Origin of the sequence: Streptomyces tubbatahanensis (assembly GCF_022699385.1) — a bacterium.
In the GTDB taxonomy this organism is placed as follows: Bacteria; Actinomycetota; Actinomycetes; order Streptomycetales; family Streptomycetaceae; genus Streptomyces; species Streptomyces diacarni.
This window is the reverse complement of record NZ_CP093846.1, coordinates 2,143,490-2,167,262: the sequence shown is the minus strand read 5'-3', so window position 1 is coordinate 2,167,262 and position 23,773 is coordinate 2,143,490. Positions and strand designations below refer to the sequence as shown.

General features: G+C 73.4%; 16 protein-coding genes. 8 read left to right on the top strand and 8 right to left on the bottom strand.

Features of this window, described 5'->3' with window-relative positions; translation table 11 throughout:
* Positions 1-22: 22 nt before the first annotated feature.
* From MMF93_RS09305 to MMF93_RS09290, 4 genes are all read left to right on the top strand, one after another.
* On the top strand, positions 23-949 hold the full coding sequence (locus tag MMF93_RS09305) for a carbohydrate ABC transporter permease (RefSeq protein ID WP_242750720.1): 927 nt from the start codon (positions 23-25) through the stop codon (positions 947-949).
* Between the two features lie 2 nt (positions 950-951).
* On the top strand, positions 952-1,881 hold the full coding sequence (locus MMF93_RS09300; RefSeq protein ID WP_423835385.1) for a sugar ABC transporter permease: 930 nt from the start codon (positions 952-954) through the stop codon (positions 1,879-1,881).
* Positions 1,882-1,998: 117 nt separating this feature from the next.
* On the top strand, positions 1,999-3,645 hold the full coding sequence (locus MMF93_RS09295) for a glycoside hydrolase family 13 protein (RefSeq protein WP_242750718.1): 1,647 nt from the start codon (positions 1,999-2,001) through the stop codon (positions 3,643-3,645).
* Positions 3,642-4,661: a LacI family DNA-binding transcriptional regulator gene (locus MMF93_RS09290; RefSeq protein ID WP_242750717.1), complete on the top strand. Its 1,020-nt coding sequence runs from the start codon at positions 3,642-3,644 to the stop codon at positions 4,659-4,661. The genes MMF93_RS09295 and MMF93_RS09290 overlap by 4 nt, the downstream gene beginning before the upstream one ends.
* 10 nt (positions 4,662-4,671) lie before the next feature.
* Here the strand turns inward: MMF93_RS09290 and MMF93_RS09285 are convergent, their stop codons facing one another.
* The 6 genes from MMF93_RS09285 to MMF93_RS09260 form a co-directional block, all read right to left on the bottom strand.
* Positions 4,672-5,376: a response regulator gene (locus tag MMF93_RS09285; protein WP_242750716.1), complete on the bottom strand. Its 705-nt coding sequence runs from the start codon at positions 5,374-5,376 to the stop codon at positions 4,672-4,674.
* A gap of 59 nt (positions 5,377-5,435) precedes the next feature.
* Complete coding sequence (locus MMF93_RS09280) at positions 5,436-6,731, bottom strand: hypothetical protein (protein WP_242750715.1); 1,296 nt, start codon at positions 6,729-6,731, stop codon at positions 5,436-5,438.
* A gap of 1,140 nt (positions 6,732-7,871) precedes the next feature.
* Entirely contained in the window at positions 7,872-8,993 is a 1,122-nt protein-coding gene (locus tag MMF93_RS09275; protein WP_242750714.1) for a sensor histidine kinase, read from the bottom strand.
* Between the two features lie 64 nt (positions 8,994-9,057).
* A complete protein-coding gene (locus tag MMF93_RS09270; protein ID WP_242750713.1) occupies positions 9,058-12,270 on the bottom strand; it encodes an alpha-N-acetylglucosaminidase in 3,213 nt (1,070 codons plus the stop codon).
* A gap of 77 nt (positions 12,271-12,347) precedes the next feature.
* On the bottom strand, positions 12,348-12,995 hold the full coding sequence (locus MMF93_RS09265; RefSeq protein ID WP_114021037.1) for a LuxR C-terminal-related transcriptional regulator: 648 nt from the start codon (positions 12,993-12,995) through the stop codon (positions 12,348-12,350).
* A gap of 256 nt (positions 12,996-13,251) precedes the next feature.
* A complete protein-coding gene (locus MMF93_RS09260) occupies positions 13,252-14,073 on the bottom strand; it encodes a S1 family peptidase (RefSeq protein WP_242750712.1) in 822 nt (273 codons plus the stop codon).
* Between the two features lie 644 nt (positions 14,074-14,717).
* On the opposite strand from MMF93_RS09260, the gene MMF93_RS09255 reads away from it, so the two are divergent.
* Positions 14,718-15,551 carry a putative protein N(5)-glutamine methyltransferase gene (locus MMF93_RS09255; protein WP_242750711.1) on the top strand — a complete coding sequence of 278 codons (834 nt, stop codon included), beginning with the start codon at positions 14,718-14,720 and terminating at the stop codon, positions 15,549-15,551.
* 99 nt (positions 15,552-15,650) lie between these two features.
* On the opposite strand, the gene MMF93_RS09250 is transcribed toward MMF93_RS09255, so the two are convergent.
* Positions 15,651-16,568 (bottom strand): Gfo/Idh/MocA family protein, encoded by a 918-nt coding sequence (locus MMF93_RS09250; RefSeq protein WP_242750710.1) that lies wholly within the window; start codon positions 16,566-16,568, stop codon positions 15,651-15,653.
* Positions 16,569-16,880: 312 nt separating this feature from the next.
* On the opposite strand from MMF93_RS09250, the gene MMF93_RS09245 reads away from it, so the two are divergent.
* The 3 genes from MMF93_RS09245 to MMF93_RS09235 are packed head-to-tail and all read left to right on the top strand — an operon-like array spanning position 16,881 to position 21,413.
* Positions 16,881-18,347 carry an aldehyde dehydrogenase family protein gene (locus MMF93_RS09245; RefSeq protein ID WP_242750709.1) on the top strand — a complete coding sequence of 489 codons (1,467 nt, stop codon included), beginning with the start codon at positions 16,881-16,883 and terminating at the stop codon, positions 18,345-18,347.
* Positions 18,348-18,375: 28 nt separating this feature from the next.
* Positions 18,376-19,926, top strand: coding sequence for a GMC family oxidoreductase (locus MMF93_RS09240; protein WP_242750708.1), 1,551 nt, complete (start codon positions 18,376-18,378; stop codon positions 19,924-19,926).
* On the top strand, positions 19,926-21,413 hold the full coding sequence (locus MMF93_RS09235) for an APC family permease (protein ID WP_242750707.1): 1,488 nt from the start codon (positions 19,926-19,928) through the stop codon (positions 21,411-21,413). Before MMF93_RS09240 ends, MMF93_RS09235 begins: the two co-directional genes overlap by 1 nt.
* A gap of 79 nt (positions 21,414-21,492) precedes the next feature.
* Here the strand turns inward: MMF93_RS09235 and MMF93_RS09230 are convergent, their stop codons facing one another.
* The gene (locus tag MMF93_RS09230) at positions 21,493-23,772 is read right to left on the bottom strand and encodes an MMPL family transporter (RefSeq protein ID WP_423835384.1); all 2,280 of its coding nucleotides are present in this window, start codon (positions 23,770-23,772) and stop codon (positions 21,493-21,495) included.
* Position 23,773: the final 1 nt, after the last annotated feature.

Here is a 23,773-nt window from a genome sequence, read left to right as displayed (position 1 = left end):
CGGAGAAGGGAAGCGAAGGAACATGAAGCGGATCATCGCCCTGTCGGCGAGACACTGGTACGCGTGGGCCATGGTGGCCCCGGTGATCCTGGTCATCGGACTGATCATCGGCTACCCCCTCACCCGCGGTGTCTACCTCTCCCTCACCGACGCCGACGAGGCCAACGTCGAGCGCCACATCGGCGTGAACGACATCCCGGCCACCTACGACTTCATCGGCCTGGAGAACTACCGCACGATCCTGTCCGACAGCGTCTTCTGGGACCGGCTCGGCTGGACGGCGGTGTGGACGGCGGCGTGCGTCGGCGTCACCTTCGCGCTGGGGCTGACGCTCGCGAACATGCTGAACCGGCGCGTGAAGGGCCGCACCTTCTACCGGGTGGCGATGATCGTGCCGTGGGGCATTCCCGCGTTCGTCTCCGTCTTCGCCTGGAAGATGCTGTTCAACGAGAAGAACGGGCTGCTGAACAAGGTGCTGGAGGGCGGCGGGATCGACGCGGTCCCGTGGCTGGGCGACCCGACCTGGGCGAAGCTGTCGGTGGTCGCGGTCAACGTGTGGCTGGGCGTGCCGTTCATGATCGTGGCGATGCTGGGGGCGCTCCAGGCGATACCCGGCGAGCTGTACGAGGCGGCCCAGATGGACGGCGCCGGGCCCTGGCAGCGGTTCCGCACCATCACGCTGCCGGGGGTACGCGCGGTCAGCAGCACGGTGGTCCTGCTCAGCACCATCTGGACGTTCAACATGTTCCCGGTGATCTACCTGCTCACCAAGGGCGGCCCCGGGGACTCGACGGAGATCCTGGTGACCTACGCCTTCCGGCTGTCCTTCGTGAACAGCCCCCGCGACTTCGCCACCTCGGCCGCCTGGGGCGTGCTCATCCTGCTGCTGCTCTCGCTGTTCACGGTCGTCTATCGGCGGGCGCTGCGCCGCCAGGGGGAGGCGTGGTGACGATGACGACGTCGCGAACCGCCAAGGCACGCACCCGGGAGCCGGAGGGCGGCAGCCCGCGCGAGGCGAGCCCGCGCGGCGGGAGACCGCACAGTGGAGGGCCGCGTCGCCGGACGAGGACACCGGCGGCCTCCGTAGGGCTGCATGCCGGGCTGCTGACCGGCACGGTCTGCGCGCTGTTCCCCCCGCTGTGGCTGCTGGTCACCTCGTTCAAGCCGAAGAGCGAGTCGTTCACCACCGCGCTGGTCAAGGACTTCACCCTCGGCAACTACCGGCACGTCGTCGCCGACACCCACTTCCTGTCGTGGTTCGGCAACTCACTGATCGTGGTCGTCGGCACCACCGTCATCGGGGTATTCATCGCGGCGACCACGGGCTACGCCCTCAGCCGGTTCCGCTTTCCCGGCATGCGCCCGCTGATGTGGATCCTGCTCATCACACAGATGTTCCCGATGGCGGTCCTCATCGTGCCCCTGTACAACACCATGGCCAACCTGGGCCTGCTCAACCAGCCCGCCGGCCTGATCATCACGTATTTGACGGTGGCCGTGCCCTTCTGCGCGTGGATGATGAAGGGGTTCTTCGACACGATCCCCGTCGACATCGACGAGTCGGGGCGGGTGGACGGGCTCAACCCGTTCGGCACCTTCTGGCGGCTGATCCTGCCGCTGGCCAAGCCGGGCATCGCCGTCACCGGGTTCTACTCCTTCGTCACGGCCTGGGCCGAGGTCGCCTACGCGACGGCGTTCATGACGGGCGAGGAGAACCAGACGCTCGCGGGCGGTCTGCAGAACTTCGTCAACCGCTACGGCACGGACTGGGGCTCCATGACGGCGGCAGCCGTGATCGTCGCCGTCCCGGCCGGCCTCGTCTTCGGCTTCGCACAGCGCCACCTGGTCTCCGGACTGACCGCCGGAGCGACGAAGGCCTAGTCCGCGCCGCGCCTACCCGCTCTCCGTGACCCGGCCGGGACGCCGGTGCCCACCCGGCGCCCGCCCGCTCCGGTTACCTCCTCCTCCCCGCGGTGGCGGGGCAACGATTGGGAACTGATGGACCAGCACAGCAACGCGCCCGCGCTCCAGACGGCAGCACGGGCCGAAAGGGCGCCCGCCGCCTCCCGGTGGTGGCGGGACGCGGTGATCTACCAGATCTATCCGCGCTCCTTCGCCGACGGCGACGGCGACGGCATGGGCGACCTGGTGGGCGCCCGCGAGCGCCTGCCCCACCTGGCGAGGCTGGGCGTCGACGCCGTGTGGCTGAGCCCCTTCTACGCGTCCCCGCAGGCCGACGCGGGCTACGACGTGGCCGACTACCGCTCCATCGACCCGATGTTCGGCACGCTGCGCGACGCCGAGGCCCTCATCGAGGAGGCCCACGCGCTCGGGCTGCGCGTCATCATCGACGTCGTCCCCAACCACTCCTCCGACCGGCACGAGTGGTTCAGGCGGGCGCTCGCCGGAGACCCGGCAGCCCGCCGCCGCTACCACTTCGCACCCGGCAAGGGCCCCGGAGGCCAGCAGCCGCCGAACGACTGGGAGTCCGTCTTCGGCGGGCCCGCCTGGAGCCCGGTGCCGGGCGAGCCGGGCCAGTGGTACCTGCACCTGTTCGCACCCGAACAGCCCGACTTCAACTGGGAGAACCCGGCCGTCCACGACGAGTTCCGCTCCGTACTGCGCTTCTGGCTGGACAAGGGCGTCGACGGGTTCCGCATCGACGTGGCGCACGGACTCGTCAAGGCCGCCGGACTGCCCGACATGGGCAGCAGCGGACAACTGCGGCTCCTGGGCACCGCCGAGCTGCCGTTCTTCGACCAGGACGGGGTCCACGAGATCTACCGCTCCTGGCGGACCGTGCTCGACGAGTACCCGGGAGAGCGCGTCGGAGTGGCCGAGGCGTGGACGCCCACCGCCGAGCGCACCGCGCTGTACGTACGCGAGGACGAACTCCACCAGGCGTTCAACTTCCACTACCTGAACACGGCATGGGACGCCGAGGCGCTGCGCACCGTCATCGACGCCTCCCTCACCTCGCTCGGCGCGGTCGGCGCACCCGCGACCTGGGTCCTGTCCAACCACGACGTCGTACGCCACCGCACCCGGCTGGGCGGCGGACACGCACGCGGCCGCGCCGCCTCGCTGCTGATGCTCGCGCTGCCCGGCTCCGCCTACGTCTACCAGGGTGAGGAACTCGGGCTGCCCGAGGTCACAGAACTGCCCGACGACGCACGCCAGGACCCCTCCTTCTTCCGCGCCAACGGACAGGACGGGCTGCGCGACGGATGCCGCGTGCCGCTGCCCTGGGACGAGGAGGAGAACGCGGCGGCGGGCAGCTCCTACGGGTTCGGCGGCGGCGGAAGCTGGCTGCCCCAGCCGGCCGGCTGGGGCGCGCTGTCGGTCGCCGCGCAGACCGGCGACCCCGACTCCACCCTGGAGCTCTACCGCACCGCGCTGCGGCTGCGGCGCGAGCGGCCCGAACTGGGCGACGGCCGCCCCCTGGAGTGGCTGCCCGCGCCCGAGGGGGTACTGGCGTTCCGGCGCGGCGCGTTCGTGTGCGCGGCCAACACCACCCCCGACCCCGTACGGCTCGACCTGGCGACCGGCGAGCTGCTGCTGGCCAGCGGCGGCCTGGACACCGGTGCTGCGCCGGGCGAGACCGTGCTGCCCGGGGACACCACCGCCTGGTGGGTCCGCGGGTGAGCACGGCCCTGACCGCGCGCCTCGCCGACATCGCAGCCCAGGCCGAGGTCAGCGAGGCGACGGCCAGCCGCGTGCTCAACGGCAGACCGGGCGTGGCGGCCGCCACCCGGCAGCGGGTGCTGGCCGCGGTAGACCTCCTCGGCTACGAGCGCCCCGCCCGGGTGCGGCAGCGCAGCGCGGGCCTGGTCGGGCTGGTCATCCCGGAGCTGACCAACCCGATCTTCCCCGCGTTCGCCCAGGTCATCGAGCAGTGCCTGTCGGGCTACGGGTACACGCCCGTGCTGGGGACCCGGATGCTGGGCGGCGCGACCGAGGACGAACTGGTCGGCCAGCTCGTCGAACGCGACGTGTCCGGCATCATCTTCCTCTCAGGACTGCACGCCGACCTGACCGCTGACCCCGCACGCTACACACGACTGGCCGCACGGGGCGTGCCGTTCGTCCTGATCAACGGCTACAACACCGACATCAGCGCGCCCTTCGTCTCCCCCGACGACCGCGCGGCCGCCGCCCTGGCCGTCAGCCACCTGCGCCAGTTGGGGCACCGGCGCATCGGGCTCGCCGTCGGCCCCGACAGGTTCGTGCCCACCCGCCGCAAGGTGGAGGGCTTCCGGCAGGCGGTGGCCGAGGCCCCCGGGGAGATCACCCCGGCGATCCGGCACAGCCTCTTCACGGTCGAGGGCGGACACGCCGCCGCCGGGGCGCTGCTGGAAGAGGGGTGTACGGGGTTGGTGTGCGGCAGCGACCTGATGGCACTCGGCGCGGTACGGGCAGCGCGGGAGAGGGGCGCGGCCGTGCCGGACGAGGTGTCGGTGGTCGGCTACGACGACTCGGAGCTGAACGCGTTCACCGACCCGCCACTGACCACCGTCCGCCAGCCGGTCCGCGCGATGGCCGACGCCGCCGTGGGTGCCCTGCTGGAGCCGATGGGCGGAAGCCCGATGGCCGACACGGAGTTCGTCTTCCAGCCGGAACTCGTCGTCCGCGGCTCCACGGCGCAGGCGCCGCCCCCCTGACGAGCGGCTCTCAGGCTCGGTCCCCGGCGTTCCCCGCGTGCCCGGCGTTCCCCGCGTTCCCGGGCGCGGGGACCAGGCCCGCCTCGTGGGCGAGGATCGCCGCCTGGACGCGGTTGCGCATGCCCAGCCGGGCGAGGATCTGGCTCACATAGGTCTTCACCGTGCCCTCGACCACGTGCAGCCGGGCGGCGATGTCGGCGTTCGAGAGGCCCGCACCGACCAGACCCAGCACCTCGCGCTCCCGCGGCGTCAGCTCCGCCGTGCGCGCCCGCGCGTCCGTACGGCGGCTCAGCGCGCCCGTGTCCAGGTGCGCGATGACGCGCTGGGCGACCGTGGGGGAGAGGTAGGCGCCGCCCCCGTGGACGGCACGCACACCGGCCAGCAACTCCTGCGGGTCACCCGACTTGAGGACGAAACCGGCGACGCCGGAACCGAGCGCCGTGGCGATGTACTCGTCCTCGCTGAACGTCGTCAGCATCATCAGGGCACTCTGCGGGCACGTGCGGCGCAACTCGGCGGCGGCGCGCAGCCCGTCGAGACGCGGCATCCGGATGTCGAGCAGGCACACGTCCGGGCGGTGCCGCTGCGCCAGGTCGACGGCCTCGTGGCCGTCACCCGCCTCGGCGACCACCTCCAGATCCCCGGCCGAGGCCAGGATCGCCCGCACCCCGGCCCTGATCATGGCCTCGTCGTCCGCCAGCAGTACCCGGATCATCGTCCCCGTCTCCCCGCTCCCGCCCCGTGCACGAGGCCGTGTAGGCCGTGTCGGCAGTGTCAGCCACGTATCCCGGTCACGCTAACCCAACCGTGCCTGGTGTGCTCCGTGGAGCCGTCCGCGCGCTCACCCGACAGCCGGACCGAGGCGTCGCCGCCCCCGACGCGGGCGGCCAGCGTGTGCCCCGCCACCGCGACGGGCCCCTCCGCCAGCCCGTGACCGCGCGCCCGCAGGCGCGTCACCCCCGCGTCGGCCGCGGCCAGCACGTACCAGTCGCCCTTCCGCGACTTCCACAGCACGCCGGCGAGGACCTCGTGGGAGCGCGGGCCGCACGCGTGGGTGTCCCGTGCCCGCGAGGAGAGGGCTCCTCGGCGTCCCGGAGCCGCCGCGAGCGGCTGGAGCCCGGTCAGCACCCGCGCGCCCGTGCCCCGCCACGTCTCCGCCCTCGTGCACACCCACGCCGCCTCACCCGCGCCGTCCGGCAGCCGCTGCCGGGCGAACTCCCAGGTGTTGACGGTCTCGACGCCGCCGTCGAGCACCGCCGGCAGTCGGCACACCACGTGCGCCAGCCGGCGCCGGGCCGCCGCGCCGGTCGCCGGATCCCGGCGTTTCCCGTCTGTCAGCCGCGCCGGCAGCGGCTCGCCCAAGTCCGTGTAGAGCTGGACGTCCTCCGCCACGCCGCGGCTGCCGACCAGCGTCAGCCCCGGCCAGCTCTCGCAGTGGCCCGGCTGGGTGACCGGCAGCGGCACCCGTGCGGTGACCCCCGCCTCGTCCCTGGACAGCACACGGCCCTCCCGGTCGGCCGGATCGAGAAGATCCACCCGGGCCACGTCGGCGACCCACGGCGCCGTCAGATAGCGGACCTCGCCCTCCGTACGGGAGACGGCCAACGCCCCGGACGCCGCGGCGCCCGCGCCCGCGCCCGCCGTCCGCGCCAGCTCCAGCGAGACGCCGTCGCGCGCCGCCCGCGAGCCGTCCCGGGCGTCCCACGGCTCGGTGTACCGCGCCACCCGCAGCCCGTCGTACAGCACCACCACCGCCGTACCGTCCAGCCGGCCCGCGTACAGCAGGTGGGGCGGCCCCGGAGGCGGACCCGTCGCGGTACCGGGCGTGGCGCTGACCCGCACGTCCGCGCGTGGCCGTGCCCAGGTGACCAGGGCACGGCGCAGCAACGATTCGTCGCCCGTCAGGGCGCCGCGCGCGGGCCACGTGCCCAGATCCACACGGGAGGCCAGCCGCCAGGTGTCCGCCCCGACGCGGACCAACGCGCCCGGATCGAGCGCCCGCTGCGCGTCGGTGCCCCGCACGAGGGGGGCCCGCGTCGCCGCGTCGGGCCCCCAGGTGTCCCCCGGCACCCCCAGCAGACCACAGCACGCCAACGCCGCCCCCACCGCGGCCGCCGCCGCCCGCGCCCGCCGCCGCCGCCGAACGACGACAACGGGCTCCGGCGCCCCGACAGCACACAGAGCACACCCGGACCCGCGCCCGGGCGCCTGCCCGCCTCCGGCTACCTGCCCGGCCCCGGACGCCTGCCCGCCCCCGGGTGCGTGTCCGGCCCGGGACGTCCGCCCTTCCCCGGGCGCCTGCCCGGCCCCGGGCGCTGGGCCAGGGGCCGGTACGAACCGGCGGTCGGCCGCGCCGCGTTCGCCCCCGGATGGCGCCGGCGCGGAGCCTTCCGGACGCGTGGCGGCACCACATCCGCTCGGCCGCGCCGATCCGCCGGAGCCGTACCGCCCCGCCGCACCGGCCTCGGCCGCCGCGCCCCCCGCTCCGACGCGGGCCGCCGCTTCGGGGTGGCTTTCCGCTTCGGTGCGGCTCGCCGTCGCGGGCCGGCCTTCCGCTTCTGGGTGGGCCCTCGCTTCGGGGTGGCTCCCCGCCGTGAGGTGACCTTCCGCTTCGGCGTGGGCTCCCGGTTCGGGGCGGCCCCCCGCCAGGGGAGGCCCCGCCAGGGGAGGCCCCGCCGATTCGGCGCATGCCGGGGCTCCGGTGTGCGCCCCCGATTCGGCGTGTGCCAGTGCCGTGTCCGGGTCGCGTACCCGGGCGGCGGCCAGGAGTTGGCGGATGGCGGGGTCGGTCAGGCCCTCCAGGTGGCGGAGCGCGTGCGCAACGCGGGCGGGGGCCTCGGCGCGGGGAAGGCCGCGCGGCCACCACGGCCGCTCCAGCACCGCGCGCACCACACGCAACCTCAGCCACACGTACACCGGGTCCTCGCCCCCCGCCCCGGTCAACGGCAGCCTCGCCGTGGACGTGCACCGCCGCGGCAGTGCGTTCCGCGTCACCTCGTGCGCCGTGACCGCTCGCCGCGGCGCCCCGCCCAGCATCCCGTAGGCGAGCCGGACCAGCCGAGGGTAGTGCCGCAGGAGGGCAGCCTCGGCCTGCTCGACATCCAGCGTCGCGGGCCGCTCACTCACACTCCGTGAACGAGGCACCCGTCGAAGGAGTCACCACTGTCCACCGCGTGGGTGGCGGCCCACCCGTCCGTGCTACCGGGGGTGTCAGGCCGGCTGCGCGGGGACTTCCAGTGTCACCATCGTCGGTCCGTCGGCCGGGCTGCTGAGTGCCAGTACGCCGTCGAACTGGGCCAGCCGCCGCTGTACGCCCCGCAGTCCGGAGCCGGTGTCGAGGGAGGCGCCGCCCTTGCCGTCGTCGGTCACGGTGACGCGCACGGCGCCCGAGTCGGGGGTGTCCTGGGTGTAGAGCACGTCGAGCCACACCCGGGAGGCGTCGGCGTGCTTGGCGGCGTTGGTCAGCACCTCGCTCACCGCGAAGTAGACGGCCGTCTCGACGGGCTCGTCGAAGCGTCCCGGCAGGTCGATGTCGGCCTCCACCGGGATCTGCATGCGCAGGGCCAGTGCGCGCAGGGCGTCGGGGAGGCCGCGTTCGGCCAGGACTGGCGGGTGGATGCCGCGCACCAGGTCGCGCAGTTCCGTCAGCGCCTCGGCGCTGTTCTCCCGCGCCTGGGCGATCAGCGCCTTGGCCTTGGCGGGGTCGCGCTCGACGAGGGCTTCGATGGTGCCCAGGCTCATGCCCATGGCGACCAGCCGGGCCTGCGCGCCGTCGTGCAGGTCGCGTTCGATGCGGCGCAGCTCGGCCGCGGAGGAGTCCACCGCGTCGTGCCGGGTCTCGTACAGCTCCGCGACGCGGCGGGAGAGCAGCATCTCGCGGGTGGGCTCCAGCATCCGCGCGGTCAGCTGGTGGTTGAGCGGCAGCATCGGAGGCAGCAGCGCCGTGGTGAAGCCGGCCGTCATGTCGGCGGGCAGCCAGGAGATGTCCCGCCAGGTCGCGGGGTCCTTCAGCAGCCACACGCACTGCTCCACCCAGCCGACGACGCCGCCGCCGCGTCGACGCGGCCGGGGCCGGTACGGTTCGGGCACCTCGATGCCGCCCCACCGGCGGACGAGCCTCCGCCGCTGGTTGGCGTAGCGGCGGAGGGCGTGCTGGACGGGTGGGAAGGTGACGACGCCCACCCCGATGGGCAGCAGCGCGAGCGAGACGAGGGACAGCACGAACAGCAGGATGGAGAGCGGGAGCGTGACGACGGCGAGCGCGGGCCCCCTCACGAGCGCCAGCATCAGCTCGTGCGTCTGTACCGCGGCCCGCGGTCGCTCGTCCGTCACGTCCCGTTCCCTCCCCGTACTGCCCCTCGCCCGCGCCGCGGGCCCACCGCCCGCGGCCGCGCGGCTAGCGCTTGCCCGTCTTCCAGCCGGCGAACTCGGCGAGTCCGCGGGCCGTGCCGCCGCCGTTGGTCGCCGTCATGAACGCGCCGGCGTCCTGACTGCCTGACGCACCGGGCACCTCGACGGTTGAGACGGTACGCCAGCTCTTTCCGTCGTCGGTGGACAGCTCCCCGGTGAAGGAGCCCCCCGAGCGGGAGAGCCGCAGGGTGACGGGGGCCGTGACGCCGGTGATCCGCCGGTAGGTGTCGAGGGTGCCGTCGCCGTTGCTGTCCCAGGAGAGCACGACGCCGCTCGCGGGGGTGGCCGCCAGGTTCACGAAGCCGCCGGAGGCCGCGTCGGCCAGCCGGTTGCGCACGACGATGCCGGCGCGTGCCCACGGGCCGCTGTTCTCCTGGGAGACGACCTTCAACGTCACCGTGGAGCCGTCCGCCAGCGCCCCTGGCCGGTAGAGGGCGCCGAACTCGGCGGTCGCCTTCCACAGGTCGGCGCCCGCGCCGTCGATGGCCCACCGGCCGTCGAGGTGCCCGAAGACGGCGTCGTTGGTCGTCACCGTCCGCACGTCGTCGGGCAGCGGGCCGGCCCGGTAGAAGCGGTCGGATCTGCTGGTGGCCACCCTGTCCTGGCCCGAGGGCCCCGAGAGGACCTCCACCGTGTACTCCAGCGCGTCGAGCGGGTCGCGCAGCGCCCGCTTCGCCCCCGGGGGGACCCGCCAGCGGACGGTGGCTCTGCCGCCTGGCTCGATGGCGCGGTGGGAGGTCGGGTCCTGGGCCTCGGCGCCGTCGAGGCCGCGCAGCGTCACCTCGACGTTCCCGGTGGCGCTCAGCCCGTTCTCGTTGCGGTACTCGGCCCGTACGGTGCACGGCTCGCCCGGCGGGACGGCGCGGGGCTCGGCGATGACCTTCAGCGACGCCTGGTACGGGGCCTTGGCCAGCACGTCACGCACGCGGGTCGCGGTGGCGTACGGGTCATTCGCCGCCCGCGTCGGATAGTCGTTCGTCTTCCGCGTCCAGGGCTCCTCTCGCGCGTACCAGTCGAACTTCTTGGGCGCGCGGTCCTGTTCGAGGGCGTCGGTGAGGTCGTCGAGGAACGCCTTCCACTGCGGGAGGTGGAAGTCGCGGATGAGGCCGTGCCAGTCGCGGTTGGCGTAGTTGGCCAGGTGGCCGCCGTCGGCCGTGGGGCGGTCGGCCCAGGTGGTGACCAGGGCGCGGGCCGTGTGCTCCAGCTGCGCGTCCTCCTTCGTCGAGCTTCCCGCACCGCGGGCGGCCTGGAGCCAGGGGCCCAGCAGGAAGGCCCGGTGGCCGCCCGACATGTCGTCGGACAGCTCCAGCAGCTTCAGCCACAGCGCGGCCAGCTTCTTGAAGGTGGCCGCGTCCTTGTTGTTGTAGGCGTCCTCCAGCTGCGGGATCAGCGTCCAGGAGCGGTTGGCGAGGACCTGGCGGCCGATGTCGGTCAGGTCGTACCGGTAGGCGTCGCTGGAGCGCAGCCCCTCGCCGACGCCGAGCAGCGCCGAGAAGGCGCCGTCGAAGGCGGGCAGGTCGAAGGCGGGCGTGTGGGTGGCGTAGTAGGCGCCGGAGCGCGCCGAGAGGCTGGGCCGGGCGGCGAAGACGCTGTCGTGCGGGCGCCCGTCCTTGCTGCTGATCCGGTACGCGGTCTCCCGCAGCGCCCGCATCGCCTCCTCCGCCTTGGCGTCCTGGCCGCCGTAGCGCAGCTTCGCGTACCCGATGAACCAGCCGCCCCGGTCCACGGCCTTCTCGCGCCACGCCAGCTCGCTGAACAGCTCCAGTGCCGCCGCGTCGCGGTGCGTGGCCTCCGGCATGTAGCAGGTGCCCACCAGCTTGGAGCCCGACTTGTCCCGCCAGGCCGTGAAGCGCTCGGCCCACATGTGGGTCTTGGCGCCGATGGTGGTGCGGCCGCCGAAGTTGGGGATGCAGCCGAACGCGTAGGGCACCCCGCCCCAGTCCTTCTCCCGGTCGGTGACCTTGTCCAGGTCGGAGAGGCCGTCGACGACGAGCATCTTGTCCTTGGCGGTGAGCCCGTCCAGCAGCTCCTTGCGGGGGTTCTCCTGCCAGCCGAGAATCACCCAGGTGGCGCCGGGCCGCGCGGTGTGCAGGGCCTTCTCCACGGCCCGCGACGCCTCCGGTACCGGCACGTCGCCGGGGTCGCCGCCCTCGTGCAGCAGGTCCATCTTGAAGTGGCCGACGTCGCCGAAGAGTTTCCGCTGGTGCTGGTAGAAGGAGGCGGCCACCTTGCGGAAGGCGTCCGTGCGCGGGTCCAGCCACGGCGGCCTGTCCAGCCCGTTCCACTTGCCCTGCGGCACGGTGCGGGCGCCCTTGTTGCGCTTGGCGAAGTCGGCGGGGACGGTGCCGAAGTAGCCGGGCAGCACGGGCTTCATGCCCAGCTCGCGCATCCGGGCGAGGATGCGCTTGCCCAGGTCGGTCCGGGTCTTCAGCAGCGCGGTGCTGATCGGCCCGCCGTACTCGGCCATGTTCTGCAGCAGCCACCAGGGCTGGTGCGTGGGCGCCGGGATCCAGGCGCGCGCCTGGGCCTCGCTGTACCCGAAGTCCTGGAGCACCCGGTGGTAGACGGCCTCCTGACCCGCGGTGACCAGCACCTCGTTGAAGCCGTGCAGGGCCAGCACGTCGAGGAAGCGCTCCCAGTGCTCCCAGTCGGCGTAGGGGGCCGTGTAGCCGTCGTGGGTGTCGTTGAGGGCGAACCTGTGGGCGACGGTGGCCTTCTGCGCGTGCTGCGCCCGGGGCGCGGGCAGCGTCGCGGGGAGGTCGAGCTGGCTGCCCGACCAGGAGACGTGGGCGTCGCAGCTGTACTTGAGGTACCAGTGCAGGCCCATGAGCATGGCCACGGGGCCCGTGCCCGCCACCCGCACGCCGCCCGCCTTGCCGGTGACCTTGAACCGCTCGGGTCCGCCGATCTGCTGGAAGGTGACCTGCCCTGCGTGCTGCGGCAGCAGCCGCTGGAGCGCCTGCTGCGCCGCGTCGATGCCCGGCGCCTTGGCCCGTGCCGTGCCGGTGCGCTGCCCGTCCGTCCGCTGAGCCGCCATGGCGGGGACGTACCCGCCACAGAGCGCGAGACCCGCGCCGAGCGCGCCCGTCGTGCCCAGCACGGCCCGCCTGTCGAGGGGTGCGCGGGCCGACGGCACCGCGGATTCACCGGACTGCTCGTATTCGTCGTATCTTCTGCGCTCGTCGATCGGCTCGTGCATGGGGGGCGCCTCCACCTGAGGGGTGTTCTGCCGTATGTGACCAAAGACACGTACGGTGAGGCACGGTAACGAAGCGGTCAGCCTCGGTCGAGGTAGGCGAGCACGGCGAGTACGCGCCGGTTGTCGTCGTCGGAGGGCGGCAGGTCCAGCTTTCCGAAGATGTTCGAGGTGTGCTTGGCGACGGCCCGCTCGGTGACGACCAGCTGCGCCGCGATGGCCGCGTTCGACCTGCCCTGCGCCATCAGCTCCATCACCTCCTTCTCCCGTGCCGTCAGGTTCCCCATCGGCGCGTCCTGCGAGCGCCGCGTCAGCAGCTGCTGGATCACCTGCGGGTCCATCGCCGTACCGCCCGCGGAGACCCGCCGTACGGCGTCCACGAACTGGTCGGCGTCGAAGACCCGGTCCTTGAGCAGGTAGCCCACGCCGCCGTTCCCGTCCGCCAGCAGCTCGCGCGCGTACAGCTGCTCGACGTGCTGGGAGAGGACCAGCACCGGCAGCCCAGGACGCTTGCGGCGCGCCTCCAGCGCGCACTGCAACCCCTCGTCGGTGAACGAGGGCGGCAGCCGTACGTCCACCACGGCCACGTCGGGCTCCAGCCGGGCGAGCGCCCGGCTCAGTTCGGGGCCGTTGTCGACCGCCGCCGCGATCTCGAAGTCGAACGCCTCCAGCATGCGGACGAGCCCGTCCCTGAGCAGGAAGAGGTCCTCAGCGATGACGACACGCACGGGAATCTCCAAACACGGTGGCCGGCTGGGCCGTATGGCGGTGGAGCCATGAATCTACCCGTACGGGCCCGTCGGGGCCCCAGGTCCGGTCGGAGCGGGGGCCCCTCGCGCGGCGCGGTGCGGCGCACCACCAGCTGCCGAGTCGCGGCTCAGCGGCCTCAGAGGCTCAGCGGCCTCAGAAGCCTCAGCGGCCTCAGTGGCCCGCCTCAGCGGCCCAAGCGGCTCAGCAGCCGGTGCGGTGGGCTCGGCGGCGGGATCAGCCGGTGACCTCGCGTATCCAGTCGGCGTGCTCGGCGACGCTCGGGTAGATGTCGGGCGTCGAGGCGCAGTCACCGACCGACCGGCTCGTCACACCGGCCAGCTGCCAGCGGCCCGCCGCCCTGGTGAGCGCCGGCGCGCCGGAGTCGCCTCCGCACGTCCCGGCCTCGCCGTCCGGATTGTCGGTGCAGAAGTCACCCTCGCGGATGCCCCAGGCGTCCCCGTCCGTCTCGTTGGAGGCGCACTTGGGCGTGTCGGGGGAGAGCACAGGAAGGTCGATCTCGCGGTGCTTGACGGGCAGCTGCGAGGGGTCGTTCCCCGTCGCCTTGGTGTAACCCCATCCGGTGGCCCTGACGGTGTCACCGGCCGCCGGGGTCTGCGAGGCCAGCGGGGCGGGCTCCTTGGAGACCTCGGAGGAGAGCTGGACCAGCGCGAGGTCGTGCGCGCTGCCCTCCTCGTCCGCGTAGCGGTAGTCCGGGTGCACCACGAACTTCTTCACCTGGGCGACCTCGCCGCCCTTGGTGCGGTCCAGGGAGCCGATCCGCACGTGGTAGGCGCTCGGGTCCTGGGGCGTGTCGGTGGTGACGCAGTGCGCGGCCGTCAGGACCCAGTCGGCGGCGATCAGGGTGCCGCCGCAGTAGTGGCCGTCCGGATCGTCGCCGCGCTGCTTTTGGAGGGAGGCGATGAACGAGTACGCCTCGGTCGACTCGTGGCCACCGATGATCTTCGTCTGGTCTCCCGGGTCCCCGGGCGTGTCCGAGACCTGGGCCGCGTAGGCGGACGTGCCCGCCGCTGCGAGCCCCAGGGAGAGAGCCGGCACCAGCACCGTGCGCGCGAGGCGGCTCGTGAAGGCGTGCTTGCTGTACCTGATGAGCTTGTCCCTTCTGCTTCCTCTTCGGCCCGCCGCCGTCTGGGGGCAGCCGCCGCTGCTCCGACTCCGGCGGGGGCTGGGGATGGGCGCGGGGCCGCCCGGGGACGACAAGGGCGCGCGCGGCGCCCGGCCCCCTCGAGCACCTTCGATGCCGTTCGCCTCACCAGATGACACAAGCATCTCCCCGTCAGATGTGGCGCTCCCATCTCACCGCCCTCAACTTGTCTGTGTCCGGAGCTTTTTGACCTGCTGACGGCCTCTCGGCGACGCATCGGCGACGCATCGGCGGCCCCTCGGCGGCGCATCGGCGGCTCATCGTTCGCGCACCGGCGCGGCGGTCCGGGCGCCGGTGTCGTCCTGCCCCGGCTCCGGGCTCCGCCGACCGGCGCGAGAGCCCGGGTTCACGCCGTGCGCGGGGCCGCCGTCGGGTAGGCTTGCCGACCAGTACCGAACGTCCGAGCGACGCGGAGAGAGGGAGGTGAGAAGCATTTCCGCTGTGACAGGCAAGGTGCTCTCGCCCCGTACCGGGCGGCCCGCGACGCGCTGAGCGGACGCCGGGGACAGCGGGAGCGCTGAGAACCGGAAAGGCTCCCATGCACGCTCGATCCGACGACTTCCCCCTCGCCGACCCCTCCCGCGCGGAGGCCGACCTCGTCGTACGGCTCCGCACCGCGGGCTGCGTCTTCGCCGAGGACGAGGCCCGCCTGCTGAGGGAGACCGCACGTGACGCGGCCGAACTCGACGCCATGGCCGCCCGGCGCATCGCCGGGCACCCCCTCGAACACGTACTGGGCTGGGCCGAGTTCGCCGGCCTGCGCGTCGCCGTCGAACTCGGCGTCTTCGTCCCCCGGCGCCGTACGGAGTTCCTCGTACGGTGCGCGGCACGGTGCGCGGCCGACGCCGTCCCCACCGGGACGCCGCCCCTCGTCGTGGACCTGTGCTGCGGCACGGGCGCGGTGGGCGCGGCGGTCTACGCGGCGCTGCCGGACCGCGGCGAACTGCACGCAGCCGACATCGATCCGGCGGCCGTGCGCTGCGCCCGCCGCAACCTCGCGGGGGCCGGCGGACACGTCCACCAGGGCGACCTGTTCGCCGCGCTGCCGACCGCGCTGCGCGGCCGGGTGCACGTGCTGACGGCCAACGTGCCCTACGTGCCGACCGACGAGATACCACTCCTCCCGCCCGAGGCCCGCGACCACGAGCCCCGCCCCGCCCTCGACGGCGGCCCCGACGGGCTGGCCCTGCTGCGCCGCGTCGCCGCCGAGGCCGCCGCATGGCTCGCCCCGGGCGGAGCGCTGCTGACCGAGACCAGCACCCGGCAGGCCGAGCCGGCCGCCCACCTGCTGACGGCGGCAGGGCTGACGCCGACCGTCGCCGAGGACCCCGACCTGTACGCGACGGTCCTCACGGCCCGGCGCCGCGAGTGAGCCCGGCCCAACCCCGGGCGACCCTTCTCCTCCCACCGGCGGTACGCCGCCTCCGGCCGCCCGCAGGGCACGGGAACAGGCGGTCAGGACACCGGACGCTCACCCGCCCGTCAGCTGCTCCTGGGCCCGGTACAGGACCGAGGTGACCGCCTCCGCGAAGCGCGCCCCGCACGGGTGGTCGCGGTCGCCGCCCGCGCGGGCCGTCTCCAGCAGCGCGTCGAGGGCGCGGCCGAAGGAGACGGCAGGGTCCTCCTCGCGGAGCGGGAGTTCGGCGATCCCCGCTCCGCCCCGCACCTCGGCGGTGACCCCGGCCGCCGCAGGGGTCACCGAGTGGCTGAGCGTGCACGTGCTGGAGGCGCCGGAGGCGTGCCGCAGCACCAGGTGCACGGTGTCGCCGATCCCGCCGCGGGCAGCGGTCACGCTCTCGGCCTCGCCGAGCAGCGGCAGCAGTACGGACAGCGCGTGGGGGCCGACGTCCCACAGCGCGCCCTTCTCGCGGCGCCAGGGCGAGGCCGTGTAGGGGGAGTCGGCGCCGCCGAAGACGGGGGAGAGCCAGTCGGCGCGCCCCACCTGCCAGTCTCCCGTGGACTGTGCGCGGGAGGCCTCTCCGCGCCGGGCCGTCTCGCGCAGCCAGTCGCCGGTCGTGTCGGAGAAGTGCAGGGTGAAGAAGACGACGCAGCCGACACCGCCCCGCTCCACCGCCTCGGTCACCGCGCGCGCCGCCTCGGGTGTCGTGGCGACGGGTTTGTCGAGCAGCAGGTGGCAGCCGGCCTCGGCGGCGCGTACGGCGAGGGGCGCCTGCACGTCGGGTGGCAGGGCGACGGCCACCGCGTCGCAGTCCGTGAACAGCGCGTCGATGTCGGCGTAGGCCCGGGTGCCGAGCTGCTGGGCGAGGGCGCCGGTGGGCTCCGCGCGGCGTCCCCAGACGCCGACGAGGTCCACGTCCTGGTGAGCGGCGAGGGCGGGCCCGTGGGTGCGCTGTGCCCATGGCCCGGTGCCGAGGAGTCCGAACTTCATGCCCGCAGCGTAGGAGAGGCCGGCCGCGTGGGGGAGAGGGCGTCGGCGGCGGGGCCCTCGCACGCGGTGGGGCCGCGTCCGTACGGGGGATCACCGCATTGCCCCATCAGAGCCGACTATCGCCTCTCCCGTGTGCACGTCCGGTGCGTCCCGTGGCCGTCGGCGCCGCCCCGCGTCATGGTGACGCCCGGCCGGGACCGGTCCCCTCCCCGGTCGGGAACGGAAGCCGGGGCCGACACCCGGCCGGGAACGGCCGGGGACGTACGACGCCCGGCCGGTAGCGGCCGGGTCCGAGCGAGGGAGACGGACGTCATGGCGGAGCTGTTCATCGACGGGGAGTGGCGGCAGGCCGCGGCGGGCGGGCGGCGGGAGGTGGTCAACCCGTTCGACGCCTCCGTGATCACGACGGTCGACGAGGCGGACGAGACCGACGTCGACATGGCGGTACGGGCCGCCAAGCGGGCCTTCGAGCGGGAGGAGTGGGCCGGCGCCCCCACCCGGCGCCGCGCCGACGTGCTCCACCGCGTCCACGATCTCCTCCTGCGCGACCAGGAGGAGATCGCCCGCACCGAGACCCTCGACACGGGCAAGACGCTGGCCGAGGCCCGCATCGACATCGAGGACGTGGCCAACGCCTTCCGCTACTTCGCGGAGCTCGCGGGCAAGGACGGCGGCCGGGTGGTGGACGTCGGGCCCGACGTGCTCAGCCGCGTCGTCTACCACCCGGTCGGGGTGTGCGCGCTGATCGCGCCGTGGAACTACCCGCTGCTCCAGGCGTCCTGGAAGGTCGCCCCCGCGCTGGCCGCGGGCAACACCTTCGTCCTCAAGCCGAGCGAGACGACGCCGCTGTCCACGCTCGCCATGGTCCGCCTCATCGCGGAGGCGGGCGCCCCGCCCGGGGTCGCCAACCTGGTGCTGGGCTCGGGCGCGAGCGTGGGCGCGGCGATGACCGCGCACCCCGAGGTGGACCTGGTCTCCTTCACCGGCGGGCTGTCCACCGGGCGGCGGATCATGGAGAGCGTGGCGCCCGACGTGAAGAACCTGGCGCTGGAGCTGGGCGGCAAGAACCCGAACGTGGTCTTCGAGGACGCCGACTTCGACGCGGCGCTCGACTACGCGCTGGACGCCGCGTTCCTGCACTCCGGCCAGGTCTGCTCGGCCGGCTCCCGGCTGATCGTGCAGGAAGGCCTGCACGACAGGTTCGTGGAGGAGCTGGGCGCCAGGGCCGCCGCCATCCGGCTGGGCAACGGCCTTGAGCCGATGACCGAGTCGGGGCCGCTGTCCTCGGCCGAGCACCGGGCCAAGGTGGAGGGCTATCTGGAGATCGCCCGCGAGGAGGGGGCCAGGCTGGTCACGGGGGGCCGCCGCCCCGACGACCCCGAACTCGCCGACGGCTTCTTCCTGCTGCCGACCGTCTTCGCCGACTGCGACCGCTCGATGCGCGTCGTCCAGGAGGAGGTGTTCGGGCCCGTCGTCACCGTCGAGCGGTTCCGCACCGAGGACGAGGCCGTCGAGCTGGCCAACGACACCCGCTACGGCCTGGCGGGCGGGGTGTGGACCAGCGACGCGAGCCGCGCCCAGCGCGTCGCGAACCGGCTGCGGCACGGCACGGTGTGGATCAACGACTTCCACCCGTACGTGCCGCAGGCCGAGTGGGGCGGCTTCGGCCGCTCGGGCATCGGCCGCGAGCTGGGCCCCACGGGGCTGCGCGAGTACCAGGAGGCCAAGCACATCTACCAGAACCTCAGGCCGGTCCCCTCCGGCTGGTTCAAGGGCTGAGGGGCGCCGGGTGGACGAGGAGCACCTGATGAGCGAGAGCGCGTACGACTACGTCATCGTCGGCGGCGGCACCGCGGGCTGCGTGCTGGCGGCGCGGCTGACCGAGGACCCCGACTGCCGGGTCTGCGTCATCGAGGGCGGCCCCAGCGACGTCGGCGACGAGAACGTGCTGCGGCTGCGCAACTGGATCAACCTGCTGGAGACCGACTACGACTACGGCTACACCACCACCGAGCAGCCGCGCGGCAACTCGCACATCGTCCACTCGCGCGCCCGGGTGCTGGGCGGCTGCTCCTCGCACAACACCCTCATCAGCTTCCTGCCCTTCCCCCAGGACCTGGACGAGTGGGTGGCCAAGGGGTGCGCGGGCTGGGACCCGGTGACGATCCTGCCCTACCGGCACCGGCTCAAGAACACCATCGTGCCCGTCGGCGAGGAGGACCGTAACCCGATCGCCCGGGACTTCGTGACGGCCGCCGCCGAGGCGCTGCACGTGCCCGTCATCGAGGACTTCAACCGCGCGCCCTTCCCCGAGGGCGCCGGATTCTTCTCCCTCGCCTACGACCCGGCCACGAACAAGCGTTCCTCGGCCTCGGTGGCCTACCTGCACCCCGTCATGGACCGGCCCAACCTGACGCTGAAGCTGTGCACGTGGGCGTACAAGCTGGAGCCCGACGCGGCCGGACGGCTCACCCGCGTCGCCGTCCGGTACGAGGACGGCTCCACCGGCACCGTGCACGCCGCGCGCGAACTGCTGCTGTGCGCGGGCGCCATCGACACGCCCAGGCTGCTGCTCCTGTCCGGGATCGGACCCGCCGACGAACTGCGCGCCCTCGGCATCGACGTCCGCGCCGACCTGCCGGGGGTGGGCGAGAACCTGCTCGACCACCCCGAGTCGGTGATCGTGTGGGAGACCAGAGAGCCGCTGCCGCCGAACTCCGCGATGGACTCCGACGCCGGGCTGTTCGTCCGCCGGGACACCGGCCGGCCCAGACCCGACCTGATGTGGCACTTCTACCAGGTGCCGTTCACCGTCAACACCGAACGCCTCGGCTACCCCGCCGTCCCGCACGGCGTGTGCATGACGCCGAACGTGCCGCGCGCCCGCTCCAGAGGGCGGATGTGGCTGCGCAGCGCCGACCCGGCCGCGCACCCGGCCCTGGACTTCCGCTACTTCACCGACCCTGAGGGCCACGACGAGCGCACCCTCGTCGACGGGCTGCGCATGGCCCGCGAGGTGGCGGCCACCGCGCCGTTGCGCGACTGGCTGTTCCGGGAGGTCGCGCCGGGCCTGGGCCTGGTCACCGACGAGGAGCTGTCGGAGTACGGGCGGCGCGCCGCGCACACCGTCTACCACCCGGCGGGCACCTGCCGGATGGGCGCGGCAGACGACCCGTGGGCCGTCGTCGACCCCGAACTGCGGCTGCGCGGCCAGGAGGGCGTCCGCGTCGTCGACGCGTCCGTCTTCCCGACCATGCCCTCCGTCAACCCGATGGTGACCGTGCTGCTCGCCGCCGAGCGCGCCGCCGACCTGCTCACCGGGCGCCCGGGGCCCGAACCGGACGGGAGCGAACGCTGATGGCCGGCGCCGCCGCCGCGCCCGCCTCCGGCGGCGACGCGGGAAGCGGGGGCCACGGCGAGCACGGCACGGAGTTCCGCAAGGAGATGGGGCCTTGGGCCAACTTCGCCCTCGGCTTCACCTACCTCTCGCCCGTCGTGAGCACCTACACCCTCTTCGGCTCCGCGCTGGCCGAGGGCGGGCCGCCGATGATCTGGGCGTTCCTGCTGGCGGGCTGCGGGCAGTTCCTGGTCTCCCTCGTGTTCGGGGAGATCGTGGCCCAGTACCCCATCGCGGGCGGCGTCTATCCGTGGGCGCGGCGCCTGTGGGGCATGCGGTACGCGTGGATGACGGGCTGGGTCTACATGTGGGCGCTGCTGGTGACCATCACCAGCGTGGCGTACGGCGCGGGCCCCTACGTCGCCATCCTGTTCGGCTTCGACGCCAGCGTGCACACCACGGTGATCTGCACCGTCATCCTCATCGTCGTCGCCGCGCTCATCAACTACGCCGGGACCAGGGCGCTGTCCTGGGCCGCCCTCATCGGCTTCGGCGCCGAGCTGGTCGGCGCCCTCATCGTCGGCGTCTACCTGCTGTCCACGCACCGCATGCACGGGCTCGGCGTCATCTTCGACACCTACGACACCCAGGGCAGCGGCTCCTACGCGCCGGTCTTCCTGGCCGCGGCCATCATCGGCTTCTACCAGTACTACGGCTTCGAGGCGTGCGGCGACACCGCCGAGGAGGTCGCCCACCCCGGCCGCGTCATCCCCAAGGCCATGCGCCGCACGATCTACGTGGGCGGCGCCGCCGCCACCTTCACCTGCGGTTCGCTGCTGCTGTCGGTCACCGACTACGGCGCGGTGATCTCCGGTGAGAACTCCGACCCCGTGGTCAACCTCCTCTTCGACGCGCTGGGCACCGTGGGCGCGCGCCTGGTGATGGCCGTCGTCCTCATCTCCTTCCTTTCCTGCACCATCAGCCTCCAGGCCGCCGCCGGACGCCTCATCTACTCCTACGCCCGCGACCGCATGGTCGTCGGACACCGGCTGCTGCGCCGCTTCTCCCACAAGCGGGCCGTGCCCGAGGTGGCGCTCCTGGTGGCCGCCGTCATCCCCGGACTCATCGCCTTCGGCTCGCTGATCTCCGCCGACGCCCTCACCAAGATCGTGTCCTTCGCGATCCTGGGCATCTACGGCGCCTTCCAGATGGTCGTCCTCGCCGCGCTGCGCGCCCGCGTCAAAGGCTGGCGCGCCACCGGCGAGTTCACGCTCGGCCGCTGGGGCCTGCTGGTCAACAGCGCGGCCCTGGCCTACGGCATCTTCGCCATCGTCAACATCTGCTGGGCCCGCACGCCCGAAGAGCCCTGGTACTCCAACTACATCGTGCTGCTGTGCGGCGGCATCGTCGTGGGCACAGGCCTGCTGTACATGTTCACCACCCACCACTACGGGCGCGGCGACGCCCCCTCGGGCGACGCGATCCCGCAGCCGCACGGCGCCCGCTGACACCACGCCACGACGGTGGTGCCCGCCGCACCCGGCGGGCACCACCGTCGCGCTCACCCGACGCGCCGCCGGTCGTGCCTCACCCCACGTGCTGCCGGTCGCGGCCGCCGCCGGGGGTCTCGTCCTCGACGGCCGGCGCCACCACCACGGACCCCGTCGCCCCCTCCACGTGCTCTCCCTGCGCGGAGTCCGCCTCCCCGTGCTCCACGCGGGGCAGCCACCGCAGCCACGAGGGCAGGTACCAGTTGCGCTCGCCCAGCAGCATCATCACCGCGGGCAGCAGCACCATCCGTACCAGCGTGGCGTCCAGCAGGACGGCGACGGCCAGGCCCACGCCCATCTGCTTCATGTCCTGCATCGACAGCGTCGCGAACACCGCGAAGACAGCGATCATGATGACGGCCGCCCCCGTCACCGCCGGGGCCGTGGCCCGCACGCCCTCACGGATGGCCTCCCGCGTGGCCGCGCCCCGGTCCTTGGCCTCGCGGATCCGGGAGACCACGAAGACGTGGTAGTCCATCGACAGTCCGAACAGCACCACCAGCACGAACAGCGGCATCCACGACTCGATGGCGCCCACCGCCTGCGTGCTGAAGAGGCTGTCGCCCCAGCCGTGCTGGAAGACCGCCGTCATCACCCCGTACGCCGCGCCGACCGACAAGAGGTTCAGCACGACCGAGGCGAGCGCGATGGGCAGCGAGCGGAAGCAGACGAGCATCAGCAGGAAGGTGACGGCCGTGATGAACGCGAACACCGGCACGATGCCGTCCCGCAACTGGTCGTTGAAGTCCGTCGAGCTCGCCAGCTCGCCCGTGACGTACGCCTGGCCGTCGGCTGCGGCCGGCTCCAGGACGTCGGGGACGAGCCGGTCGCGCAGGGTGTCCAGCGCGGCGAGCGAGGTCTCGTCCGTCCCGTTCCCCGCCAGCGGCACGTCGATCACGGCGACGCCGGAGTCGGCGTACACCCGCGTCTCGACGCCCTTGCCGAACCGGGCGCCCTCCTCACGCAGGGCGCTGCGGAAGTCCGCCAGCGCGGTGCGGGTCTTCGCGGAGCGCACATCGTCGGCCTTGAGCACGACACGCGCCGGGGAAGGACCACCGGGGAAGGTCTCGCTGATCTTCTCGGCGCTGACCCGCAGCTCGGCGTCCTCGGACATCTGCTGCTCCAGGGAGAGCTGTTCGGTCTTCATGCCGAGCGCGGGCGCGGCCAGCGCGAGCATCGCCACGGCGGCGAGGACGGCGAACAGCCCGGGCGCCGCCAGCACCGGCCGCAGCAGCGCGCCGGAGATCCGCCCACCGGGCGCGCGCCGCCCCGTGGACCCGGCCTGTCCGGCCACTCCTGGCTGCCCGGCCCCTCCGGCTGCCCGCATGCGCGCGCGGCCGCCGCCGCGCCTGCCGAACAGGCGCGGCCTGCCCTTCTCCACCCGGTCACCCAGCCAGGAGAGCGCGGCGGGCAGGATCGTGACCGAGCCGAGCATCGCGATGAAGACGACCAGGATCGTGGCCACCGCGAACCCCTGGAACAGCAGCAGCCCCGACAGGAACATGCCCGCCATCGCCACCATCACCGTCAGGCCCGAGACGAGGACCGCGCGCCCGCTGGTGGCGGCGGCGATCCGCAGGGCCGTCTGCGCGTCCCGGCCCGCTGCCCGCTCGTCGCGCTCCCTGCGCAGATAGAACAGGCAGTAGTCGACGCCGACCGCGAGCCCCATCAGCAGCATCACGGAGTTGGTCTGCTCGTCGATGTGCAACCGGCTGGAGACCAGCGCGAGGATGCCGTTCGCGGCCAGGAACGCGGTGATCGCCAGCGCGACCGGCAGCAGCGCCGCCACCAGCGCACCGAACGCCACCAGCAGGATGCCCAGGGCCAGCGGCACGGCCGTCCACTCCGCCTTGGCGAAGTCGTCACCGAGGATCTCGTTCAGCCACTTGCCCGCGCTGGCCTCGCCGTACTGGTGGATCTCGACGCCCTCGCCGCGGTGCCCCTCGCGGACCTTCTCGACCGCGTCCAGGACCTCGGTGATCGGCTTCTCGTCCGTCGAGTCCCCCGCGCCCCGCATCCGGAACCCGACCAGGGCCGCCCTGCCGTCCGCGGACGGCAGCGGCTCGCGCACGTCCTTGACCCGGCCGGTGTCCTCGACGGCACGTACGACATCCGCCGCGGCCGCCCGCCAGCCGCCCTCGGTCCGGCTCGCCACCATCACCGACTCGGCGGGCGGCTCCTCAATACCCGCCTCCTCCAGGATCGCGGTCGCGCGGGCCGAGTCCCGCACGGACTGCTCCGCGCCGGTGGGCTCCGTCAGCCCGGCCATCCCGCCGAGCGTCGCGGTCAGCACCACGAACAGCAGCCAGCCGAACACC